Source organism: Nonomuraea coxensis DSM 45129 (assembly GCF_019397265.1).
Lineage (GTDB): Bacteria > Actinomycetota > Actinomycetes > Streptosporangiales > Streptosporangiaceae > Nonomuraea > Nonomuraea coxensis.
In genome coordinates this window covers 6,681,082-6,697,406 of the sequence record NZ_CP068985.1, presented here as the reverse complement: position 1 = coordinate 6,697,406, position 16,325 = coordinate 6,681,082, and the positions used below count along the sequence as shown (strand labels likewise).

Annotated in this window: 15 protein-coding genes; 3 read left to right on the top strand and 12 right to left on the bottom strand. The window is 73.7% G+C overall.

Features of this window, described 5'->3' with window-relative positions; translation table 11 throughout:
- Positions 1-9 precede the first annotated feature (9 nt).
- Positions 10-1,356 (bottom strand): MFS transporter, encoded by a 1,347-nt coding sequence (locus tag Nocox_RS31375; protein WP_063711608.1) that lies wholly within the window; start codon positions 1,354-1,356, stop codon positions 10-12.
- Positions 1,357-1,403: 47 nt separating this feature from the next.
- On the opposite strand from Nocox_RS31375, the gene Nocox_RS31370 reads away from it, so the two are divergent.
- Together Nocox_RS31370 and Nocox_RS31365 are read left to right on the top strand one after the other, a co-directional pair.
- Entirely contained in the window at positions 1,404-1,925 is a 522-nt protein-coding gene (locus Nocox_RS31370; protein WP_026214096.1) for a winged helix-turn-helix transcriptional regulator, read from the top strand.
- 32 nt (positions 1,926-1,957) lie between these two features.
- Positions 1,958-2,578: a pyridoxamine 5'-phosphate oxidase family protein gene (locus tag Nocox_RS31365; RefSeq protein WP_020542006.1), complete on the top strand. Its 621-nt coding sequence runs from the start codon at positions 1,958-1,960 to the stop codon at positions 2,576-2,578.
- Position 2,579: 1 nt separating this feature from the next.
- On the opposite strand, the gene Nocox_RS31360 is transcribed toward Nocox_RS31365, so the two are convergent.
- The 3 genes from Nocox_RS31360 to Nocox_RS31350 form a co-directional block, all read right to left on the bottom strand.
- Entirely contained in the window at positions 2,580-2,750 is a 171-nt protein-coding gene (locus Nocox_RS31360) for a hypothetical protein (RefSeq protein ID WP_169577011.1), read from the bottom strand.
- A gap of 108 nt (positions 2,751-2,858) precedes the next feature.
- The gene (locus Nocox_RS31355) at positions 2,859-3,302 is read right to left on the bottom strand and encodes a carboxymuconolactone decarboxylase family protein (protein WP_020542004.1); all 444 of its coding nucleotides are present in this window, start codon (positions 3,300-3,302) and stop codon (positions 2,859-2,861) included.
- An 82-nt stretch (positions 3,303-3,384) separates the two neighbouring features.
- Entirely contained in the window at positions 3,385-3,834 is a 450-nt protein-coding gene (locus Nocox_RS31350; RefSeq protein ID WP_157382917.1) for a hypothetical protein, read from the bottom strand.
- Between the two features lie 168 nt (positions 3,835-4,002).
- Between Nocox_RS31350 and Nocox_RS31345 the strand changes: the two genes are divergently transcribed.
- Entirely contained in the window at positions 4,003-4,257 is a 255-nt protein-coding gene (locus Nocox_RS31345) for a hypothetical protein (RefSeq protein ID WP_020542002.1), read from the top strand.
- 11 nt (positions 4,258-4,268) lie between these two features.
- Here the strand turns inward: Nocox_RS31345 and Nocox_RS31340 are convergent, their stop codons facing one another.
- The 8 genes from Nocox_RS31340 to Nocox_RS31305 all read right to left on the bottom strand — a co-directional run bounded on the left by Nocox_RS31340 (position 4,269) and on the right by Nocox_RS31305 (position 16,200).
- Entirely contained in the window at positions 4,269-5,363 is a 1,095-nt protein-coding gene (locus tag Nocox_RS31340) for a DNA glycosylase AlkZ-like family protein (protein WP_026214095.1), read from the bottom strand.
- Between the two features lie 51 nt (positions 5,364-5,414).
- Positions 5,415-7,109, bottom strand: a complete 1,695-nt coding sequence (locus Nocox_RS31335) for an ABC transporter family substrate-binding protein (protein WP_026214094.1) — start codon at positions 7,107-7,109, stop codon at positions 5,415-5,417.
- A complete protein-coding gene (locus Nocox_RS31330) occupies positions 7,106-9,181 on the bottom strand; it encodes a dipeptide ABC transporter ATP-binding protein (protein ID WP_020541999.1) in 2,076 nt (691 codons plus the stop codon). The genes Nocox_RS31335 and Nocox_RS31330 overlap by 4 nt, the downstream gene beginning before the upstream one ends.
- Positions 9,178-10,086, bottom strand: a complete 909-nt coding sequence (locus tag Nocox_RS31325) for an ABC transporter permease (RefSeq protein WP_020541998.1) — start codon at positions 10,084-10,086, stop codon at positions 9,178-9,180. Before Nocox_RS31325 ends, Nocox_RS31330 begins: the two co-directional genes overlap by 4 nt.
- Entirely contained in the window at positions 10,083-11,069 is a 987-nt protein-coding gene (locus Nocox_RS31320; RefSeq protein WP_020541997.1) for an ABC transporter permease, read from the bottom strand. Before Nocox_RS31320 ends, Nocox_RS31325 begins: the two co-directional genes overlap by 4 nt.
- Before the next feature lie 78 nt (positions 11,070-11,147).
- On the bottom strand, positions 11,148-13,493 hold the full coding sequence (locus tag Nocox_RS31315; protein ID WP_026214093.1) for an AAA family ATPase: 2,346 nt from the start codon (positions 13,491-13,493) through the stop codon (positions 11,148-11,150).
- A 46-nt stretch (positions 13,494-13,539) separates the two neighbouring features.
- The gene (locus tag Nocox_RS31310; protein ID WP_020541996.1) at positions 13,540-14,454 is read right to left on the bottom strand and encodes a haloalkane dehalogenase; all 915 of its coding nucleotides are present in this window, start codon (positions 14,452-14,454) and stop codon (positions 13,540-13,542) included.
- 15 nt (positions 14,455-14,469) lie between these two features.
- Positions 14,470-16,200 carry a CHAT domain-containing protein gene (locus tag Nocox_RS31305; RefSeq protein WP_020541995.1) on the bottom strand — a complete coding sequence of 577 codons (1,731 nt, stop codon included), beginning with the start codon at positions 16,198-16,200 and terminating at the stop codon, positions 14,470-14,472.
- Between the last annotated feature and the right edge of the window lie 125 nt (positions 16,201-16,325).

The following is a 16,325-nucleotide window of genomic DNA, read 5'->3' as shown; positions in this document are numbered from 1 at the left end:
AGGCTCCCGTCAGTGCCGGAGTGACCAGGCGGCGACGGCCGTCACGGCACTGAGCGCGACGCAGGCGGCCACCGCCACGGCCGCGCCGCGCGCCGGGCCCAGAGCCCCGACGACCGCGGCCACGCCGGCCGCGCCGAGGGACGAGCCGACGTACCTGGCGGTGTTGTTGGCCCCCGACCCCATGCTCACGCGGTGCGCCGGCACGCTCTCGACGGCCAGATGGGTGATCGCCGAGTTGATCAGGCCGGACCCGGCGCCGCTCACGGCCAGCCCGGCGACGACCAGCGGCAGCGACAGCGCCGCGCCCACGCCGAGCAGGGCGGCGAACCCGGCCGCCGTCAGCGCGAGCCCCAGCGCCAGCCGCGCGGCCGAGCCCAGCCGGACGTGCCGGGTCAGCAGCGAGCCCGCGAACGACAGCCCCGACCAGACCGCGAACAGCAGCGCCGTGTCCAGCGCCGTCAGCCCGTGCGCCACCTGCAGCACGGTCGGCAGGTAGCTGAGCAGCCCCACGATCGCCGCCCCGACGACCAGCGCCGACCCCGTGGCCAGCAGGAACGCCGGTCGCCGGAACAGCGCCAGGTCCAGCAGCGGCTCCGCCCGCCGCCGCTCCACCGCCACGAACGCCGCCAGCAGCAGCACCGCCAGCGCGAACGCGGCCGGCACCACGGGCCGCGCCCAGCCCGCCCGGCCCTCGGTCACCCCGGCGACCAGCGCCGCCACGCCCAGGCTGAGCAGCACCACGCCGGGCACGTCGAAGCGGCGCGGCGCGGGGGAGCGCGACTCCTCCAGCCGCCGGGCCGCGGTGACCGCCAGCGCCGCGGCCGAGAACGCCATCAGCGCGTAGGCCGCGCGCCAGCCGGTCAGCGCGGCGAGCGCGCCGGACAGCAGCGGGCCGAGCAGGGTGCCGAGGCCCATCATGGCGCCGTACCTGCCGGTTGCGTGCACCCGTTCCGGCCCGGCCGGGAAGGCGTGTCCGACGATGCCGAGGCTCGCGGCCAGCATCGCCGCGCTCGCCCCGCCCTGGACGAGCCGGGCGGCCACGAACACCGCCACCGACGGGGCCGCCGCGGCCACGGCGCTCGCGGCGGCCAGCGCGAGCGAGCCCGCGACGAGCACCCGCCTGCGGCCGTGGTCGTCGGCCAGCCCGCCGGAGACCAGCAGCAGCGACGACAGCCCGAGCGCGATCGAGCCGAGCATCCACACCGGCCCGCTCGGGCCCGCCTCCAGCTCCCGGGCCATCTCCGGCAGCGTCACCATCGGCAGCGTGAAGTTGGCCAGCACCAGCAGCGGCGCCGCCGAGGCCACGGCCAGGACGCCGGGCCGCGCGACCCTAGTCGGTTCGGTCAATGAACTCATAGCGCGGGACGGTATCACGGTTCGGTGAATGAACTAACATGGGCGGCATGGCGCTCGGCAAGAACTACGACGGCCAGGACTGCTCCTTCGCCAAGACCCTGGAGGTGCTCGGCGAGCGCTGGACGCTGCTCGTGATCCGCGACGCGATGTGCGGCGTACGCCGCTTCGCCGACTTCCAGGCCCATCTCGACATCCCCAAGGCCGTGCTGTCCCAGCGGCTGAGCGCGCTCGTCGAGGCCGGCGTGCTCGAACGGCGCCGCTACCAGGACGCGCCGCCCCGCGACGAGTACGTCCTGACCCCCATGGGCCGCGAGCTGTGGGTCCCGGTGCTGGCCCTCGCCCAGTGGGGCGAGCGCCACCTGGCCGCCCACGGCCCCCGGCGGCTCTACCACCACGTCACCTGCGGCTCCCTGCTGGAGCCCTGCTCGGTCTGCGGGACGTGCGGGCGGAGCGTGCCGCTGGAGGAGGTCGAGGTGCGGCCGGGGCCGGGGCTGCGCGACGACACGCGTACGGACCTGGTCAGTCTCGCCCTTCGGTCGCCCCACAGGATGCTCGCCCCGATCCCCTGACAAGATGGGGGAAACCCCCGAAGGGAGATCGCATGAGCTGGGCGGAAATCGGGTCGGAGGCCGAGCTGCGCGAGCTGCTCGGTGACGTCATGCCGAGGGCGGCGACCAAGGAGCGGACGCGGCTGCACGAACGCGACCGCCAGTGGCTGGCCGCCTCGCCGTTCTGCCTGATCGCCACCTCCGACGAGCGGGGCGCCTGCGACGTCTCGCCCAAGGGCGACCCGACCGGGTTCGTCCACGTGCTGGACGACACCACGATCGCCATCCCCGACCGGCCGGGCAACCGCCGCGCCGACGGCTTCCTCAACATCCTGCGCAACCCGCACGTCGGACTGATCTTCCTGATCCCCGGCCGCAACGAGACCCTGCGGATCAACGGCCGCGCCCGGCTCGTCCGCGAGGCCCCGTTCCTCGACGAGCTGGTCGTGAAGGGCCACCGCCCGCACCTGGCGATCGTCGTCGAGATCGAGCAGATCTTCTTCCACTGCGCGAAGGCGTTCCTGCGCTCGTCGCTCTGGAAGCCCGAGACCTGGGGCGACGACCTGCCTTCGCACGCGCGCATCGTCAAGGAGGTGCAGAAGGTGGAGGAGTCGCTGGAGGAGCTGGAGACCTACTACGGCCCGGGGTACGTCAAGAAGTTGTACGCCTCGTAGGTCAGGCGGCGGGCGCCGGGCCGCCGGGGAAGCGGATGACGTTGCGGCCGGTGTAGGCCCGCAGGTCGACGACCTTGGGATCGACGGGGGGCTTGCGGCGGCGGTCTGCCGAACGGATGTCGCGGACCTTGTGCCTGGCGATGTGTGGCGGCACCACCACAAGCCTCTTCATCGTCAACCCCCCGTGATGTTTTTGTTACTGATGTTGTCTACCGATACCCCCGTAAGTTCGGTGTAAGAAGGTCCGGCCGGCCGAAAGGCCGGCCGGGGCGCGGCGCGGTCAGGTGCCGGGCGTGAGCCGGGCGGTCACCCCGATCCGGTTCCAGGCGTTGATCATCGCGATCGCCGCGATCAGCAGCGCGAGCTGCTTGTCGTCGTAGTGCTCGCGGGCCTGCTCCCACACCGCGTCCGGCACGGCCTCCCGGTCGGGCAGCCGGGTGGCCTCCTCCGTGAGCGCCAGCGCGGCCCGCTCGGCCGGGGTGAACACCGTGGCCTCGCGCCAGGCGGCCACCATCCAGAGGCGCTCGTCGCTCTCGCCGGCCTTCTTCATGTCGCGGCTGTGCATGTCCACGCAGTAGGCGCAGCCGTTGATCTGGCTGGCCCGCAGCTTCACCAGCTCGAAGGTGGCGGTGGGCAGCTCGCTGCCGCGCAGGATCTTCTCCACCTCCAGGAAGTGGTGGTAGATGTCGGGCACGTGCTTGGTGAGATTGATCCGCTGGCTCATGGCCGGCCTCCCGTAGGTGTTTCGCGCTTACGGGTGGTGGACGGGACAGGCCGCCGCGATGTGACAACTCGGGCGGAAAATCCTAGCCCTTGCAGTTGCCCCAGCTCTGGCGGCCGCCCCACGCCTCGACGCGGTTGTCCGGGTCGCGGGTCCAGCCGGCGTAGCGGACGCACTTCCAGCTTCCCGCCAGGTGGCCGGTCTCGGCGTAGTAGCGGTATTTCTGCGCGTCCTGCGACCTGCCGCCGCCGCGCACCTCCAGGTACGCGCCGGTGACGGAGCGCACGCCCCGGTAGGCGGTCTTGATCGCGGCCACGCAGTTGTCGCCGCTGCGCTTGTTGTACATCAGGTAGACGTGCCCGAAAACGGCGCCGTCGCGCGTCTTCATCGCGCGGTGACCGTCCTTGACCCGGTGGAAGCCGGGGCCGCAGATCCGCTCCGGAGTGTACGGAGCCGCGGCGGCATAGGCGGAGGAGGGAAGCACGGCGAGCCCGGCGGCGGCCAGGGCGGCCGCGAGGACGGTACGTGTGAGCACGGTCATCCCTTCATCGGGAGAACAGGGTCGGCGACGATCTTTACTGCGTCTCGACCATGAAGGCAAACGGAGACCGGGGCAAAACAGCCCGAATATGGCGGTTCCTTGGGCAGGGCGTATGCCCTGACCGGGTAGTTCCCCGGCGGAGCGACTACGAGGGGAACCACCATGGCCATCTGCGAGACCTGCGGCAACGACTACGACATGGCGTTCGAGGTGCACGCGCAGGGAGCGGTGCACACCTTCGACTGCTTCCAGTGCGCCATCGAGTCGATGGCGCCGATCTGCGAGCACTGCGGCACCAAGGTGATCGGCCACGGCGTCCAGTCGGGCGAGCATTGGTACTGCTGCGCGCACTGCGCCCGCCAGGAGGGCAGCGAAGGCATCGTCGACCGGGTGATGGCGGGCAGCGCCACCCCCTGACCCCGCCCCGGCTACGGCAGCAGGGGACGCAGCCGCGCGACCGCCTCCGCCAGCGGCTCCGCCGGCACCGGAACGGCGAGGTCGAGCGTCACGTCGCCGTCCCGGTGCTCCCACACGCCCGCGACCCGCCCCTCGTGCACGACCACGGGGGAGATCCAGCCCGCCTGGCGGCTCACCCTGGCCTTGAGCTCCGGCGGGATGAGCGGGGCGAGCGTGCGCGGCGCGCCCAGAATGTACTGGTCGAACCCCGGCAGCAGGTGCACCGCCGCCGACGGGCGGCCCGCGGCCAGCTCGTCCACGTGCTCCGACAGCGCGAGCAGCGTGAGCCCGTCATCGGTCTCGACCTCGGTCAGCTCGGGCGCGAGCGCGCGGAACCAGCCCTTCAGCACCGCCTTGCGCGCCGTCCCGCCGAACAGCCACGAGTCGAACATCTCCGGCGTCGCCGGGCCGTGCGCGCCGAGGAAGGCGCGCGCCACCCGCACGCCGGCCTCCTCCTGCGGCGGCAGCTCGCCCGGCCAGCCCGGCAGCCAGCCGGCGGGGGTGGTGAAGGTCACCCTGCCCTCGCGCGGCGGGCCGTAGCACAGCTCGCCCAGGCGGCTGAGCGGCTTGAGCAGCGCGCCCCAGCCGGACCCCAGCGCCTCGCGCAGCCGGGTCCGGCCGGTCACCGTGACCACGGCCTCGACCAGCTCCTCCCGGGTCAGCGGCGCGCCCTTCAGCGCCTCGGGAACCGCCTCCATGATCGCGCCGACCTCGTCGGCCGTCACCCCGTGGCCCCGCTGCCACGACCCCTTCTCCCAGAACCGCAGCGTCGCGAGCGCCGCGCAGTAGGAGGCCAGCTCGTCGGCGGGCACCAGGTGGAGGGTGCCGCCGCGCATGAGCCAGGTCTTGGCCAGCGTGCGCTCGGACCACAGGGCGCGGGCCACCTCCCCGCGCTCCGGCTCCGCCTGCCGGACCGCCACCGCCAGCTCCGCCGACGAGGCCACCTGCGCCTGCACGCCGCACAGCCGCCGGGCCACGCTCACGGCGTCGCCACCGTCGGCGCCGCTCACGAACTGCCTGCGCAGCCGCCAGGCGAGGATCTGCCCCCAGCTCACCCGAGTCGTCATCCGCCTTTTCTACCGGACCCCGCCGGCATCCGGCGCGGCGGGAGCACGGGGTCAGGCCGTGAAGCCGATGTTCTCGTAGCGCAGGTCGTAGAAGCCGCGCGCCCCCACGTTGGCCAGCGTCTCCTTCACGGCCACGTTCTGCGGGCGCTGGTAGAGGGGCAGGACGTTGACCTCCTGCCACAGCAGCCGGTCGGCGGCGTTGGCGAGCGCGCGTCCCTCGGCCGGGTCCAGGCTCTGCGCGGCCCGGCTCATGGCCTCGTCGATGGCCGCCGATCCGGTGCGGCCGAAGTTGGCGTTCCACGTCTTGCCGTCGGGCGCGTTCGCGTAGATGCCGTAGCTGCTGGACACGGGGTAGGGCGTGCCGATGTAGGAGAAGGGCGTGATGTCGAAGTTGCCGGGGATGACGTAGCTGGTGAAGAAGTCGGCGCTGGGCACCGACCGGATGGTGAGCTTCACCCCGATCTGGGCGAGCATGGTCTGCGCCAGCTCTCCCTCCTGCTTGCTGAGCTGCACCCCGGACGGCACCACGAAGCGCAGCTCCAGCGGCTTGCCGTTCTTCTGCCGCACCGCGCCGTTGAGCCGCCAGCCGGCCGCGTCGAGGAGCTGCCGCGCCCGCGCGGGGTTGTAGGCCCCGTGCTCGCCGGCGTTGTCCTGGTAGCCCTCCTGGGTGTTCATGAAGAAGTGGTTGTCGAGCAGCGTGATCGGCCAGTCGAGGCCCTGCAGGTCGGACTGCGCGATCGCCTGCCGGTTGATGCCGAGCTGCACCGCCCTGCGCACGTCGCGGTCGCGCAGCAGCTCGCTGGAGCCGTTGAAGGTGAAGTGCCGGAAGTCGGGCCCGGCCGCCTGCCGCACCTGCGCGCCCGAGGTGGCCCTGGCCCGCGCGTAGTCGGGCGCGGACGGGCCCACGTCGATGACGTCGAGCTCGCCGTTGCTGAACGCGCCGATCAGCGAGTCCTGCTCCGCCGCCCGGTAGATGATCCTGTCGAGCTTGGCCCGGTCACCCCACCAGGCGTCGTCCCGCACCAGCGTGACCGTCTTGGCCGTCTGGTCGAACCCGCCGAACTTGAACGGCCCCGCCGTCACCGGGATCCTGTTGAGCCACCCGGTGTTGAACGCCTCCGGCGAGGAGTTGGCGGAGGCCGGCAGCAGCGGCGCGAACAGCGACTGCCAGTCGCCGAACGGCCGCGCGAACGTCACCACCACCTCGTGGTCGTCCTTGCCCCGCGCCACCTCCGCGATGTCCTGGTAGCCGGTCGCCGAGGCGATGCGGTAGGCGGGGTCCTTGCCGTTGAGCGCCCGCCACTGGGCCTGGTAGTCGGCCCAGGTGATCGGCTTGCCGTCGGACCAGCGCGCCTTCGGGTTGAGCGTGTAGGTGACGACCTGCCGCGGCCGCCGCGCCGTGACCTCGGCGTCGAGCACGTAGTTGCGGTCCGGCGCGATCTCGGCCTTCTCGTCGGAGACGAACGGCGTCGGCAGCAGCGCGTTGCTGACCGCCGCCGCCACCGCCAGGTTGCCGTCGACGTGGTTGCGGTTCCACTGCGCGGGCAGCTCGTTGATGCCCCACCGCAGGGTGCCGCCCTCCCTGACCTGCGCGCGCGGGCGCGGGTTGATGTCGAACGCCCTGATCGTACGGTCGTCGCCGGGACCTCGGGCGCCCCCCGCGCCGCCGCCAGGGCGCTCCCCGCAGCCCGCCAGGGCCAGCGGCGCGGCCACGGCCAGGGCGAGGACGAGACGTGCTGCTTTCATCGGGCGTTCCTCCTGGTCTGGACGACGACACGCCTCTCGGCGTAATGGCAGGCCGCGCCGTGGTCCTCGCCCAGCGTCCGCACGTCGGGCTCCACCTGGACGCAGAGCCCGCGCTCGTCGTCGGTGAGCTCGGCACGGAACTTGGGGCACCGGGTGCGGAAGCGGCAGCCCGTCGGAGGGTCGGCGGGGCTGGGCAGGTCGCCCTCCAGCAGGATCCGCCGCCGGGAGCGCTCGCGCGCCGGGTCGGGCAGCGGGATCGCCGACAGCAGGGCCTGGGTGTAGGGGTGCAGGGGGGCGCGGTAGACGGCGTCGACCCGGCCGATCTCGGCGATCCTGCCGAGGTGCATCACCGCCACCCGGTCGGCCAGATGCCGCACCACGGCCAGGTCGTGCGCCACGAACAGGTAGGACAGCCCGAGCCTGGCCCGCAGCGCGCCGAGCAGGTTGATCACCCCGGCCTGGATCGACACGTCCAGCGCCGAGACCGGCTCGTCCAGCACCAGCAGCCGGGGCTCCAGCGCGAGCGCCCGCGCGATGCCGACGCGCTGCCGCTGCCCGCCGGAGAAGTCCTGCGGGTAGCGGGCCGCGTGCCCGGGCTCCAGCCCGACCAGCGCCAGCAGCTCGGCCACCCGCCGGCCCGGCTGCCGCTGCCCGTGCGCGCGCAGCGGCTCGGCCACGATGTCGTGGACGGTCATGCGCGGGTCGAGCGAGGCCAGCGGGTCCTGGAAGACCACCTGGAGGTCGCGCCGGATCGCGGTGCGCTCGCCCCGGCCGAGCCGCGAGGTGTCGCGGCCGAGCACGACGATGCGCCCGGCCTGCGGGGCGGCCAGCTCCAGGATCTGGGTCAGCGTCGTGGTCTTGCCGCTGCCCGACTCGCCGACCAGGCCCAGCGTCTCGCCCTCGCGGATGTCGAAGCCGACCCCGGCCACCGCGTGCACGGTGCCCACCCGCCGCCTGAACACCGCGCCCTTGACCAGCGGGTAGTCCTTGACCAGGCCGCTGACCTCCAGCACCGTCCGCCGGTGCCGCGCCCGCGCGGCGGGAAGCCCGGCGTCGTCCGCGCCGCCGTCCCCGCCCGGCCCGGCGGGCTCGGCGCGGACGACGGGCCGGACGGCGGGGCGGACCTCCTCCCAGCGGATGCACGCCGCGCGGTGCCCCTCGCCGACCTCGTACAGCGGGGGCTCGCGCTCGTCGCAGGCGGCCACGCGCAGGGGGCAGCGCGGCGCGAACGGGCAGCCGGGCGGAAGAGCGCCGGGGGAGGGCGGGCTGCCCTCGATCGGCAGCAGCCGCCCGCCGTCGTGGTCCACCCGCGGCACCGAGGCCAGCAGGCCCGCGGTGTAGGGCATGCGCGGCCGGTAGTAGACGTCGTCGACGGCGCCGACCTCGACGGGGCGGCCGGCGTACATGACGAGCACCCGGTCGGCGAAGCCGGCCACCACCCCGAGATCGTGCGTGATCATGACGATCGCCGCGCCGGTCCTGCGCTGCGCCGTCTTCAGCACCTCCAGCACCTGCGCCTGGACGGTGACGTCGAGCGCGGTGGTCGGCTCGTCGCAGATGATCACGTCGGGGTCGTTGGCGATCGCCATCGCGATCATGACGCGCTGCCGCATGCCGCCGGAGAACTCGTGCGGGAAGGCGAGCGCCCGCTCGTCCGGCCGCGGGATGCCGACCAGCTCCAGCAGCTCCACCGCCTTGACCAGGGCGTCTTCCTTGCTGACGCGCTGGTGCACGCGCACGGCCTCCGCGATCTGGTCGCCCACCCGGTAGACCGGCGTGAGCGCCGACAGCGGGTCCTGGAACACCATGGAGATCGTCCGGCCGCGCAGCGCGTCGAGCTCGCGGGCGGGCGCGCCGATCAGCTCCTTGCCGTGCAGCCGCACCGACCCGGTGACGCGCGCTCCCGGCGGCAGCAGGCCCATGACGGCCGCCGAGGTGACGGACTTGCCCGACCCCGACTCGCCGACGATGGCCAGCACCTCGCCGGGCCGCACCGCGTAGCCGACGCCCCGCACCGCGGGCACGCCGCCGAAGGTGACGCCGAGGTCGGTGACCTCCAGGACCGGTCTCATCGCGCCCTCCTCGCCGCCGGGTCGAACGCGTCGCGCAGCGCGTCGCCGACGAGGTTGACCGCGAGCACCGTGACCACCAGCAGCCCGGCCACGAACCAGAACGTCCACGGCGCGTACATGGCCGTTCTCGACCCGTCGGCGATCAGCGTGCCGAACGACACGTCGGGCGGCTGGATGCCGAACCCGAAGTAGGACAGCGACGTCTCCGTCAGGATCGCCGCGCTGACGTTGAGCGTGGCGTCCACGATGAGCAGCGACGACAGGTTGGGGATCACGTGCCGGAAGACGATGCGCACCGGCGGCACCCCCATGTAGCGGGCGGCCTGGATGAACTCCCGCTCCTTCAGCGAGATCGTCATGCCCCTGACCACCTTGGACGTCACCATCCACAGGAACAGCGCCAGCATGACGACGAACAGCACCCACTGCCCGGCCCCGAACAGCGGCGACATGATCGCCAGCACGAGGAAGGCGGGCAGCACGAGCAGCAGGTCGGTCACCCAGCTCAGCACGCGGTCGGTCCAGCCCAGGAAGTAGCCGGCGAACGCGCCGGCGAGGGCCGCGAGCGCCGTGGAGACCAGCGCCGCCAGCAGGCCCACCACCAGCGACTTCTGCATGCCGCGAAGGGTGAGGGCGAAGACGTCGGCGCCCGTCTGGAGCGTTCCGAACCAGTGCTCGGCGGAGGGCGGCCGCAGGAACGCGGTGAAATCCTTGTCGGTGTAGCTCCACCGGCTGACCAGCGGCCCGGCGAAGGCCAGCAGGAACATCGCCGCCAGCACCGCGAAGCCCGCGACCCCCTGCCGGGAGCGGAAGAACCGCCCGGCCACCACCCGCAGCCGCGAGGGGACCCGCGCCGCGCCGCCGTCGCTCAGCTCCTCGGCCAGCTCCTCCTGCGACAGCGTCATGCCGACCGCACCCTCGGATCGAGCGCCGCGTGCAGCAGGTCGGCGGCGAGCGAGGCGCACAGCACCGCGACGCCCGCGAGCAGCGAGATGGCGGCGACGGTGTTGACGTCGTTGCTGAAGATCGAGTTGATGAGCTGCTCGCCCAGACCGTGCCAGCCGAAGATCTTCTCGGTGAACGTGGCCCCCGTCAGCAGCGCCCCGAACGTGAACGCGAAGTAGGTGGCCACCGGGATCAGCGCCGTGCGCAGCGCGTGCCTGACCAGCGCCCTGCGCCGGCTCAGCCCCTTGGCCACCGCCGTGCGCACGAAGTCGGCGCCGAGCACGTCGAGCATCATGTTGCGCTGGTAGCGGCTGAAGACGGCGGCGAGCCCGACGGACAGCGAGACCGTCGGCAGGACGAGGTGCTGCACCCGGTCGACGGCCTCGCCCCAGAACCCGGTGCTCAGGCCGTCGCTGTGCTCGCCGCTGACCAGCAGCACCTGGTGGCCGAAGACCCGCTCGTTGGCCCAGGAGGCCAGCAGGATCAGCATGTTGGCCACCACGACCACCGGCACCGCGAGCACCACGAACGACAGGCCGGTCGAGAGCCGGTCGAACCAGCCGTACTGGCGGACCGCGGCGAGCGCCCCGGCCAGCACCCCGATCAGGCTGCCGCAGAACACCCCCAGGATCACCAGCCGGAACGTCACGCCCATGCGCCGCCTGAGGTCGTCGGCGACCGGCGAACCGGTGATCGTCCTGCCGAAGTCGCCCCGCACCACCCCGCCCGCCCAGGTGGCGTAGCGCTGCAGCAGCGGGACCTTGTCGTTGAGGTTGAGCGCGGAGAGCTGCGCGTCGACCACGGCGGGCGGCGGCTTGGGCGTGCGGTCGGCGTAGTTGGAGCGCGGGTCGAGGGCGACGGCGGCCAGCAGATAGGAGAGGCTGGCGGCCACCGCGACGAGCACGGTGTAGCCGAGCAGCCTGCGGACCAGGAACCCGGCCATCGCCCTCCCTCCGCCGAGCACGCTACGCAGTCATATAGCTACACCATGCGACGGGTGGGCGCACGCAGCAGGAAGAAGTCAGCGGCCGGAAAGTTCGTCCACGGCGGCGGCGACGTCCTCGCTCGTGATCGTGGTCAGCTCGGCGGCGCTGGCCGCCGACCCCGCGCCGGCCTGCCCGGCGAGGCGTACGTCGCGGCGCATCGCGGCGCGCTCGAACAGGGAGCGGGCGAAGCGGCCGTTGCCGAGGCCGTCGATCAGCCGCTCGGCGCAGACCCAGGTGAAGACCTCGTCGAGGTTGCGCAGCGCGCCCTCGTCGAAGGTGTCGCCCGCCTTGCCCGCGAGCAGGACCGCGATCTCGCTCAGCTCGGCGGGGGAGTAGCTGGGGAAGGCCACGCGCTGGTTGAACCGGCTGGCCAGGCCGGGGTTGGTGGAGAGGAAGGCGTCCATCTCGCGCTCGTAGCCGGCCAGCACGACGACGAGCCGGTCGCGGTCGTCCTCGGCCCGCTTGAGCAGCGTCTGCACGGCCTCCGCGCCGAAGGCGTCGCCGCCCTGGTAGCCGGGGTTGACCAGGCTGTAGGCCTCGTCGATGAACAGCACGCCGCCGAGCGCCCGGTCGACCAGCTCGTTGGTCTTGATCGCGGTGGCGCCGAGGTGCTGGCCGACCAGGTCGGCGCGGTGCGCCTCGACCACGTCGGGCCTGGCCAGCAGGCCGAGCGCGGCGAAGACGCGGCCGAGCACGCGCGCGACCGTGGTCTTGCCGGTGCCGGGCGGGCCGACGAAGACGAAGTGGCGCATCTGCTGCGGCGTGGGCAGCCCGCGCTCCTGCCGCATGCGGGCCACCTGGAGCTGCGCGGCGATGGCGTGCACCTGCCGTTTGACCGGGGCCAGGCCCGCCATGCGGTCGAGGTCGGCGAGCGCCTCCTCCAGTGTGGGGGTGGCGACGTAGCCGCGGAAGCGGGCGGTGAGGTCGTCGAACGCCTTGGTGACGTCGGGCGTGGTGGTGGTGACGAGGTCGGCGGTGGTCGGCGTGCCGCCCGCGCCCACCACGCGCACGTCGCGGGCCTGCGCGGCGGCCTCGACCAGGCTGCGGGCGAAGCGGGCGTTGCCCAGCTCGTCGACCAGGCCGCGGCGGTGCACGTCGTCGTAGAGGCCGAGCAGGACGCGCCGGGTCTCGGTGCTCATCTGGTCGCCCCGCCGCCGCTGGAGCAGCTCGGTGACCTCGACGAGCTCCTGCGGGGAGTAGCCGGGGAAACGCACGCGGGTGGCGAAGCGGCTGGCCAGGCCGGGGTTGCTGGACAGGAAGCCGCTCATCTCCTGCTCGTAGCCGGCCAGGATGATGATCACCCGGTCGCGGTCGTCCTCGGCCCGCTTGAGCAGCGTCTGCACGGCCTCGGCGCCGAACCGGTCGGGCTGGCCGTCGGAGGAGTTGACCAGCCCGTACGCCTCGTCGATGAACAGCACGCCGCCGAGCGCCCGGTCGACCAGCTCGTTGGTCTTGATCGCCGTCGCGCCCAGGAACTCGCCCACCAGGTCGGCCCGCTGCGCCTCGACCACGTAGGGGGTCTCCAGCAGGCCGAAGGCGTAGAAGATCTTGGCGAGCGCGCGGGCCACCGAGGTCTTGCCGGTGCCGGGCGGGCCGACGAAGACGAAGTGGCGGGTGGGCCGCTCGCTGACGTAGCCCGCCTCGGCGCGCAGCCGGGACGCCTCGATGGAGGCGGCGATCGAGCGCACCTGCTCCTTGACCGGGGCCAGCCCGACCATGCTCTCCAGCTCGGCGAGCGCGTCCTCGACGGAGATCTGCGGCGGGCCGCCGGGCTTGTCCTGGGCGGTCTCGGGGCGGCCCTCGCGGGCCCTGACCCTGACCTGCTCCTCCACCGCGCTCTCGGCCCTGGTCCTGCGGGCCAGCAGGAAACGCTGGACGAGGACGGCGAGCGCGGCGGCGTACGCGACCCAGACCGAGATCGTGGCGGAGACGGGCGACAGCGCCGCGGCGAGCAGCCCGGCGGGCAGGAGCGCCGTCAGCGTGGTCACCCACGGGGTGACCCAGCGGATGAGGTGCGCGGCGGCGGCGACCGGCAGGGCCAGCCCGACCATCAGGTGCACGGCGGGCGAGCCGGCGGGATAGAGCCGCGCGAACGCCTGCAGGGCGAGCACCGCCCAGCACACCACCACCAGCGTGGTGGCGGCGGCGCGGGGGAAGCGCATGGTGAGCGCGACGAAGGCGAGCGCCAGCAGGACGAGGGGGAAGGTGCTCAGCAGGTCCCAGCCGAGCGCCGCGCCCACCCCCATGGCCGCGACGAGCACCACCACGTAGAGCACCCGCCGCACCCCAGGGGGGATCCGGAAGTAGCGCTCCCGCACCTGTTCGAACAGATCCCGCGCTGCGGCCCGCCCCGCGGCCTGGGCCCTGCCGGACTCACGCATCACGCCTCCCCGGTCCGCCCCCGGTTATACCGCACCGGACGGGCGATTAGGCGTTTCTGACACGCTGGGCCGAGGTCACGAAAGCGGCGATCTGACGGCCGAGCTCGGCGCCGGCGTCCTCCTGGAGGAAGTGCCCCGCGCCCTTGATCACGGGGTGCTCCAGGCCGGAGGCTCCCGCCATCGTCTTGAGCAGGATCGGCCGCATTCCTCCGGTGATGGGGTCGCTGTCGGAGAAGGCCACGAGGAACGGGCGCTCCAGCGTGGTGAGAACCTGCCAGGCAGCGCGGTTGGCGGGCGCGGCGGGATCGTCGGGGGAGGTGGGCACCAGCCCCGGCATGGCCCGCGGGCCCGCCTTGTACGTCTCGTCGGGGAACGGCGCGTCGTAGGCGGCCCGCACCTCGGGCGGCAGCGGGGTCCTGCACCCGGCCTGGACGAACCGGGCGACGTCGAGCGCCGGCGCGTGGAGCACGGACTCGCGGAAGCGGTGCCAGACCTCGGGCATGGGAATGTCACCGGTCGGCAACCCCGTGTTGGCGGCCACGATGCGGGCCACCCGCTCGGGGTGCTCGGCGGCGATCCGCAGCCCGATGAGGCCGCCCCAGTCCTGGCCGACCACCGTCATGCCGCGCAGGCCGAGCGCGTCGAGCAGCAGGGCCCGGGTCCACTCGACGTGCCGGGCGTAGGTGTGGTCGGCGAGGTCGGCGGGCTTGTCGGAGCGGCCGAAGCCGATGAGGTCGGGCGCGATCGCCCGCAGGCCGGCCGCGGCCAGCTCGGTCATGACGTGGCGGTAGAGGAAGGACCAGCTCGGCTCGCCGTGCAGCAGCACGACCGGCTCGCCGCCGGCCGGTCCCGCCTCGACGTACGCCATCCGCAGGCCGTCGCCCACGTCGGCGTAGCGGGGCTCGTAGGGGAAGTCGGGCAGTCCGGCGAAGCGCTCGTCGGGGGTACGCAGGATCCGCATAGAACAAAACTCTAGTCACCGCCGCTGGTGCCGCCCAGGGAACTCGCCCACCAAGACCTTTTTGGGCGTCACCCGCAGCACGCCGGCGTCGGCGAGCGCGATGCCACGCACCTCCACCCAGAACCGCCGCTGGACCGGGTCGGCGGCGAACACCGCCACGCGCGGGTCGGCCTCGATCGCCTCCCACGCCTCGGCCCCGGCGATCAGGCGCAGCTCGCCCGTGGAGGTGACGGAGGCCGCCGCGCCGGCGACCCGGGGGCCGAGGGCGTCGCCGTAGGACAGGACGACGCCGCGGGCGTAGGAGATGGCCCGGCGCGCCTCGGCGGTCAGCGTGACCGACGGCCCCGATCCCATGGGCGCGTCGTACATGATCAGCGCGGCCCGCCACGGCCCGGCGCCGCCCCGCCACCAGGCCCGCGCCGCCCGCGCCGCGAACACCGCCACCGCCGCCGCCAGCGCTCCCAGCCCGGCCCGCCAGGCCCACGCCGAGCCCAGCAGCCCGCCGGCCGCGCAGGCCGCGGCGGCGAGCACGACCAGCAGCGTCGCGGCGAGGAGCCACCGGTCGTCCCGGTAGCGGGCGCGCAGGCAGCCGCGCACCACCGGGTACGGCACCGCCAGCGCCGCCACGGCCGCCCGCGGCTCGACCACGAGCGCCCCGCCCACCAGCGGCACCAGCACCGACCACGTCCTGACGAGGACGATCCAGAGCGTGATCCCCGCGTCGCGCCTGGCGGTGCGGTCGGCGCCGGCGAGCAGCGCCTGCTCCAGCGCGCGCAGCGGCCGGCCGCGCCAGGACTCCGCCAGCGCCCGCACGGCGGCGAGCGCCGGCCAGCCGAGCACCACGACGCCCGCGAGCCCGGCCCACACCGGGTCGAGCGCGCGGGGCACGGCGGGCGCGGTCCCGAGCACCAGCCAGGCGGCGAAGGCCGGCACCGACACCACGGCGGCCACGACGCCCGCGCCGAGCCACGGGTCCCGTCCGAACATGGCGGGCACGTACGACCAGACCTGGACCCGCCGCGCCTGCCGCACCGTGAGCGGCACCAGCAGCGCGAGCACCGCGAACCCGGCGAGCCGCGCCCGCGTCCCCCAGTCGAAGGCGAGCGCCGCCGCCGCGATGGCGACGGCGGCCACGGCGACCAGCAGCCGGGCCTGCCGCGACCAGACCTCCAGCGCCCGCCTGGCGCGGCCGGTGTCGCGGGGGTCCACGGGCCAGGCCGGATCGTGGTGGGGGCGGGGGCGTTCCCAGCGCAGCAGCGCCAGCGCCAGGTTCACCCGGGCCTGCGGATGGCCGGGGCGGACGGCCAGCGCCGCGCGGTAGCGGTCCGCCGCGCGGGCGTGGTCGCCGCGCAGCAGCGCGAGGTCGCCCAGCAGGACCTCGGGGTCGGGCTCCTCGGGTGCGAACGTCCTGGCCCGCCCGGCGTGCTCGACCGCCTCCTGCCACCGGCCGGGCCGGCGGCGCAGGACCGCGGCGAGGCGCAGGCGGGCGAGCCAGGAGCCGGGCGCCAGCGCCACGGCCCGCTCGGCGGCGGGGAGCGCGTCGGCGTCGCGGCCCAGCCGCTCGTGGGCGAGGCTGATCAGCCGGTGGGCCCACTCGGCTCCGGGATCGAGGTCGGCGGCGCGGCGGGCGGCCTCCAGCGCGGATTCGGGGCGGCCGGCGTTCAGCCTGGTCAGCGCCTCGTCACACCACTCGCGAGAGGACCTATCCTGAATGTCATCGTTCTTACCACTTGGATCGGTCCCCACACAGCCATGATCGGTTGGGGGACTGGAGTTGGATAGATACCGACATATGGCTGTATCTCTCTAGAGAGGTGCGCCAGACCGTGGATCAGGCGATACCGCTATGACAAGCGCGTGGCATGGCCTAA

What these genes read in the sequence shown, in the direction of transcription:
- Nocox_RS31375 (WP_063711608.1), bottom strand. Translation starts at nt 1,356, where the DNA reads ATGAGTTCATTGACCGAACCGACTAGGGTCGCGCGGCCCGGCGTCCTG.
- Nocox_RS31315 (WP_026214093.1), bottom strand. Translation starts at nt 13,493, where the DNA reads ATGCGTGAGTCCGGCAGGGCCCAGGCCGCGGGGCGGGCCGCAGCGCGG.
- Nocox_RS31330 (WP_020541999.1), bottom strand. Translation starts at nt 9,181, where the DNA reads ATGAGACCGGTCCTGGAGGTCACCGACCTCGGCGTCACCTTCGGCGGC.
- Nocox_RS31345 (WP_020542002.1), top strand. Translation starts at nt 4,003, where the DNA reads ATGGCCATCTGCGAGACCTGCGGCAACGACTACGACATGGCGTTCGAG.
- Nocox_RS31325 (WP_020541998.1), bottom strand. Translation starts at nt 10,086, where the DNA reads ATGACGCTGTCGCAGGAGGAGCTGGCCGAGGAGCTGAGCGACGGCGGC.
- Nocox_RS31355 (WP_020542004.1), bottom strand. Translation starts at nt 3,302, where the DNA reads ATGAGCCAGCGGATCAATCTCACCAAGCACGTGCCCGACATCTACCAC.
- Nocox_RS31320 (WP_020541997.1), bottom strand. Translation starts at nt 11,069, where the DNA reads ATGGCCGGGTTCCTGGTCCGCAGGCTGCTCGGCTACACCGTGCTCGTC.
- Nocox_RS31310 (WP_020541996.1), bottom strand. Translation starts at nt 14,454, where the DNA reads ATGCGGATCCTGCGTACCCCCGACGAGCGCTTCGCCGGACTGCCCGAC.
- Nocox_RS31340 (WP_026214095.1), bottom strand. Translation starts at nt 5,363, where the DNA reads ATGACGACTCGGGTGAGCTGGGGGCAGATCCTCGCCTGGCGGCTGCGC.
- Nocox_RS31370 (WP_026214096.1), top strand. Translation starts at nt 1,404, where the DNA reads ATGGCGCTCGGCAAGAACTACGACGGCCAGGACTGCTCCTTCGCCAAG.
- Nocox_RS31365 (WP_020542006.1), top strand. Translation starts at nt 1,958, where the DNA reads ATGAGCTGGGCGGAAATCGGGTCGGAGGCCGAGCTGCGCGAGCTGCTC.
- Nocox_RS31360 (WP_169577011.1), bottom strand. Translation starts at nt 2,750, where the DNA reads ATGAAGAGGCTTGTGGTGGTGCCGCCACACATCGCCAGGCACAAGGTC.
- Nocox_RS31335 (WP_026214094.1), bottom strand. Translation starts at nt 7,109, where the DNA reads ATGAAAGCAGCACGTCTCGTCCTCGCCCTGGCCGTGGCCGCGCCGCTG.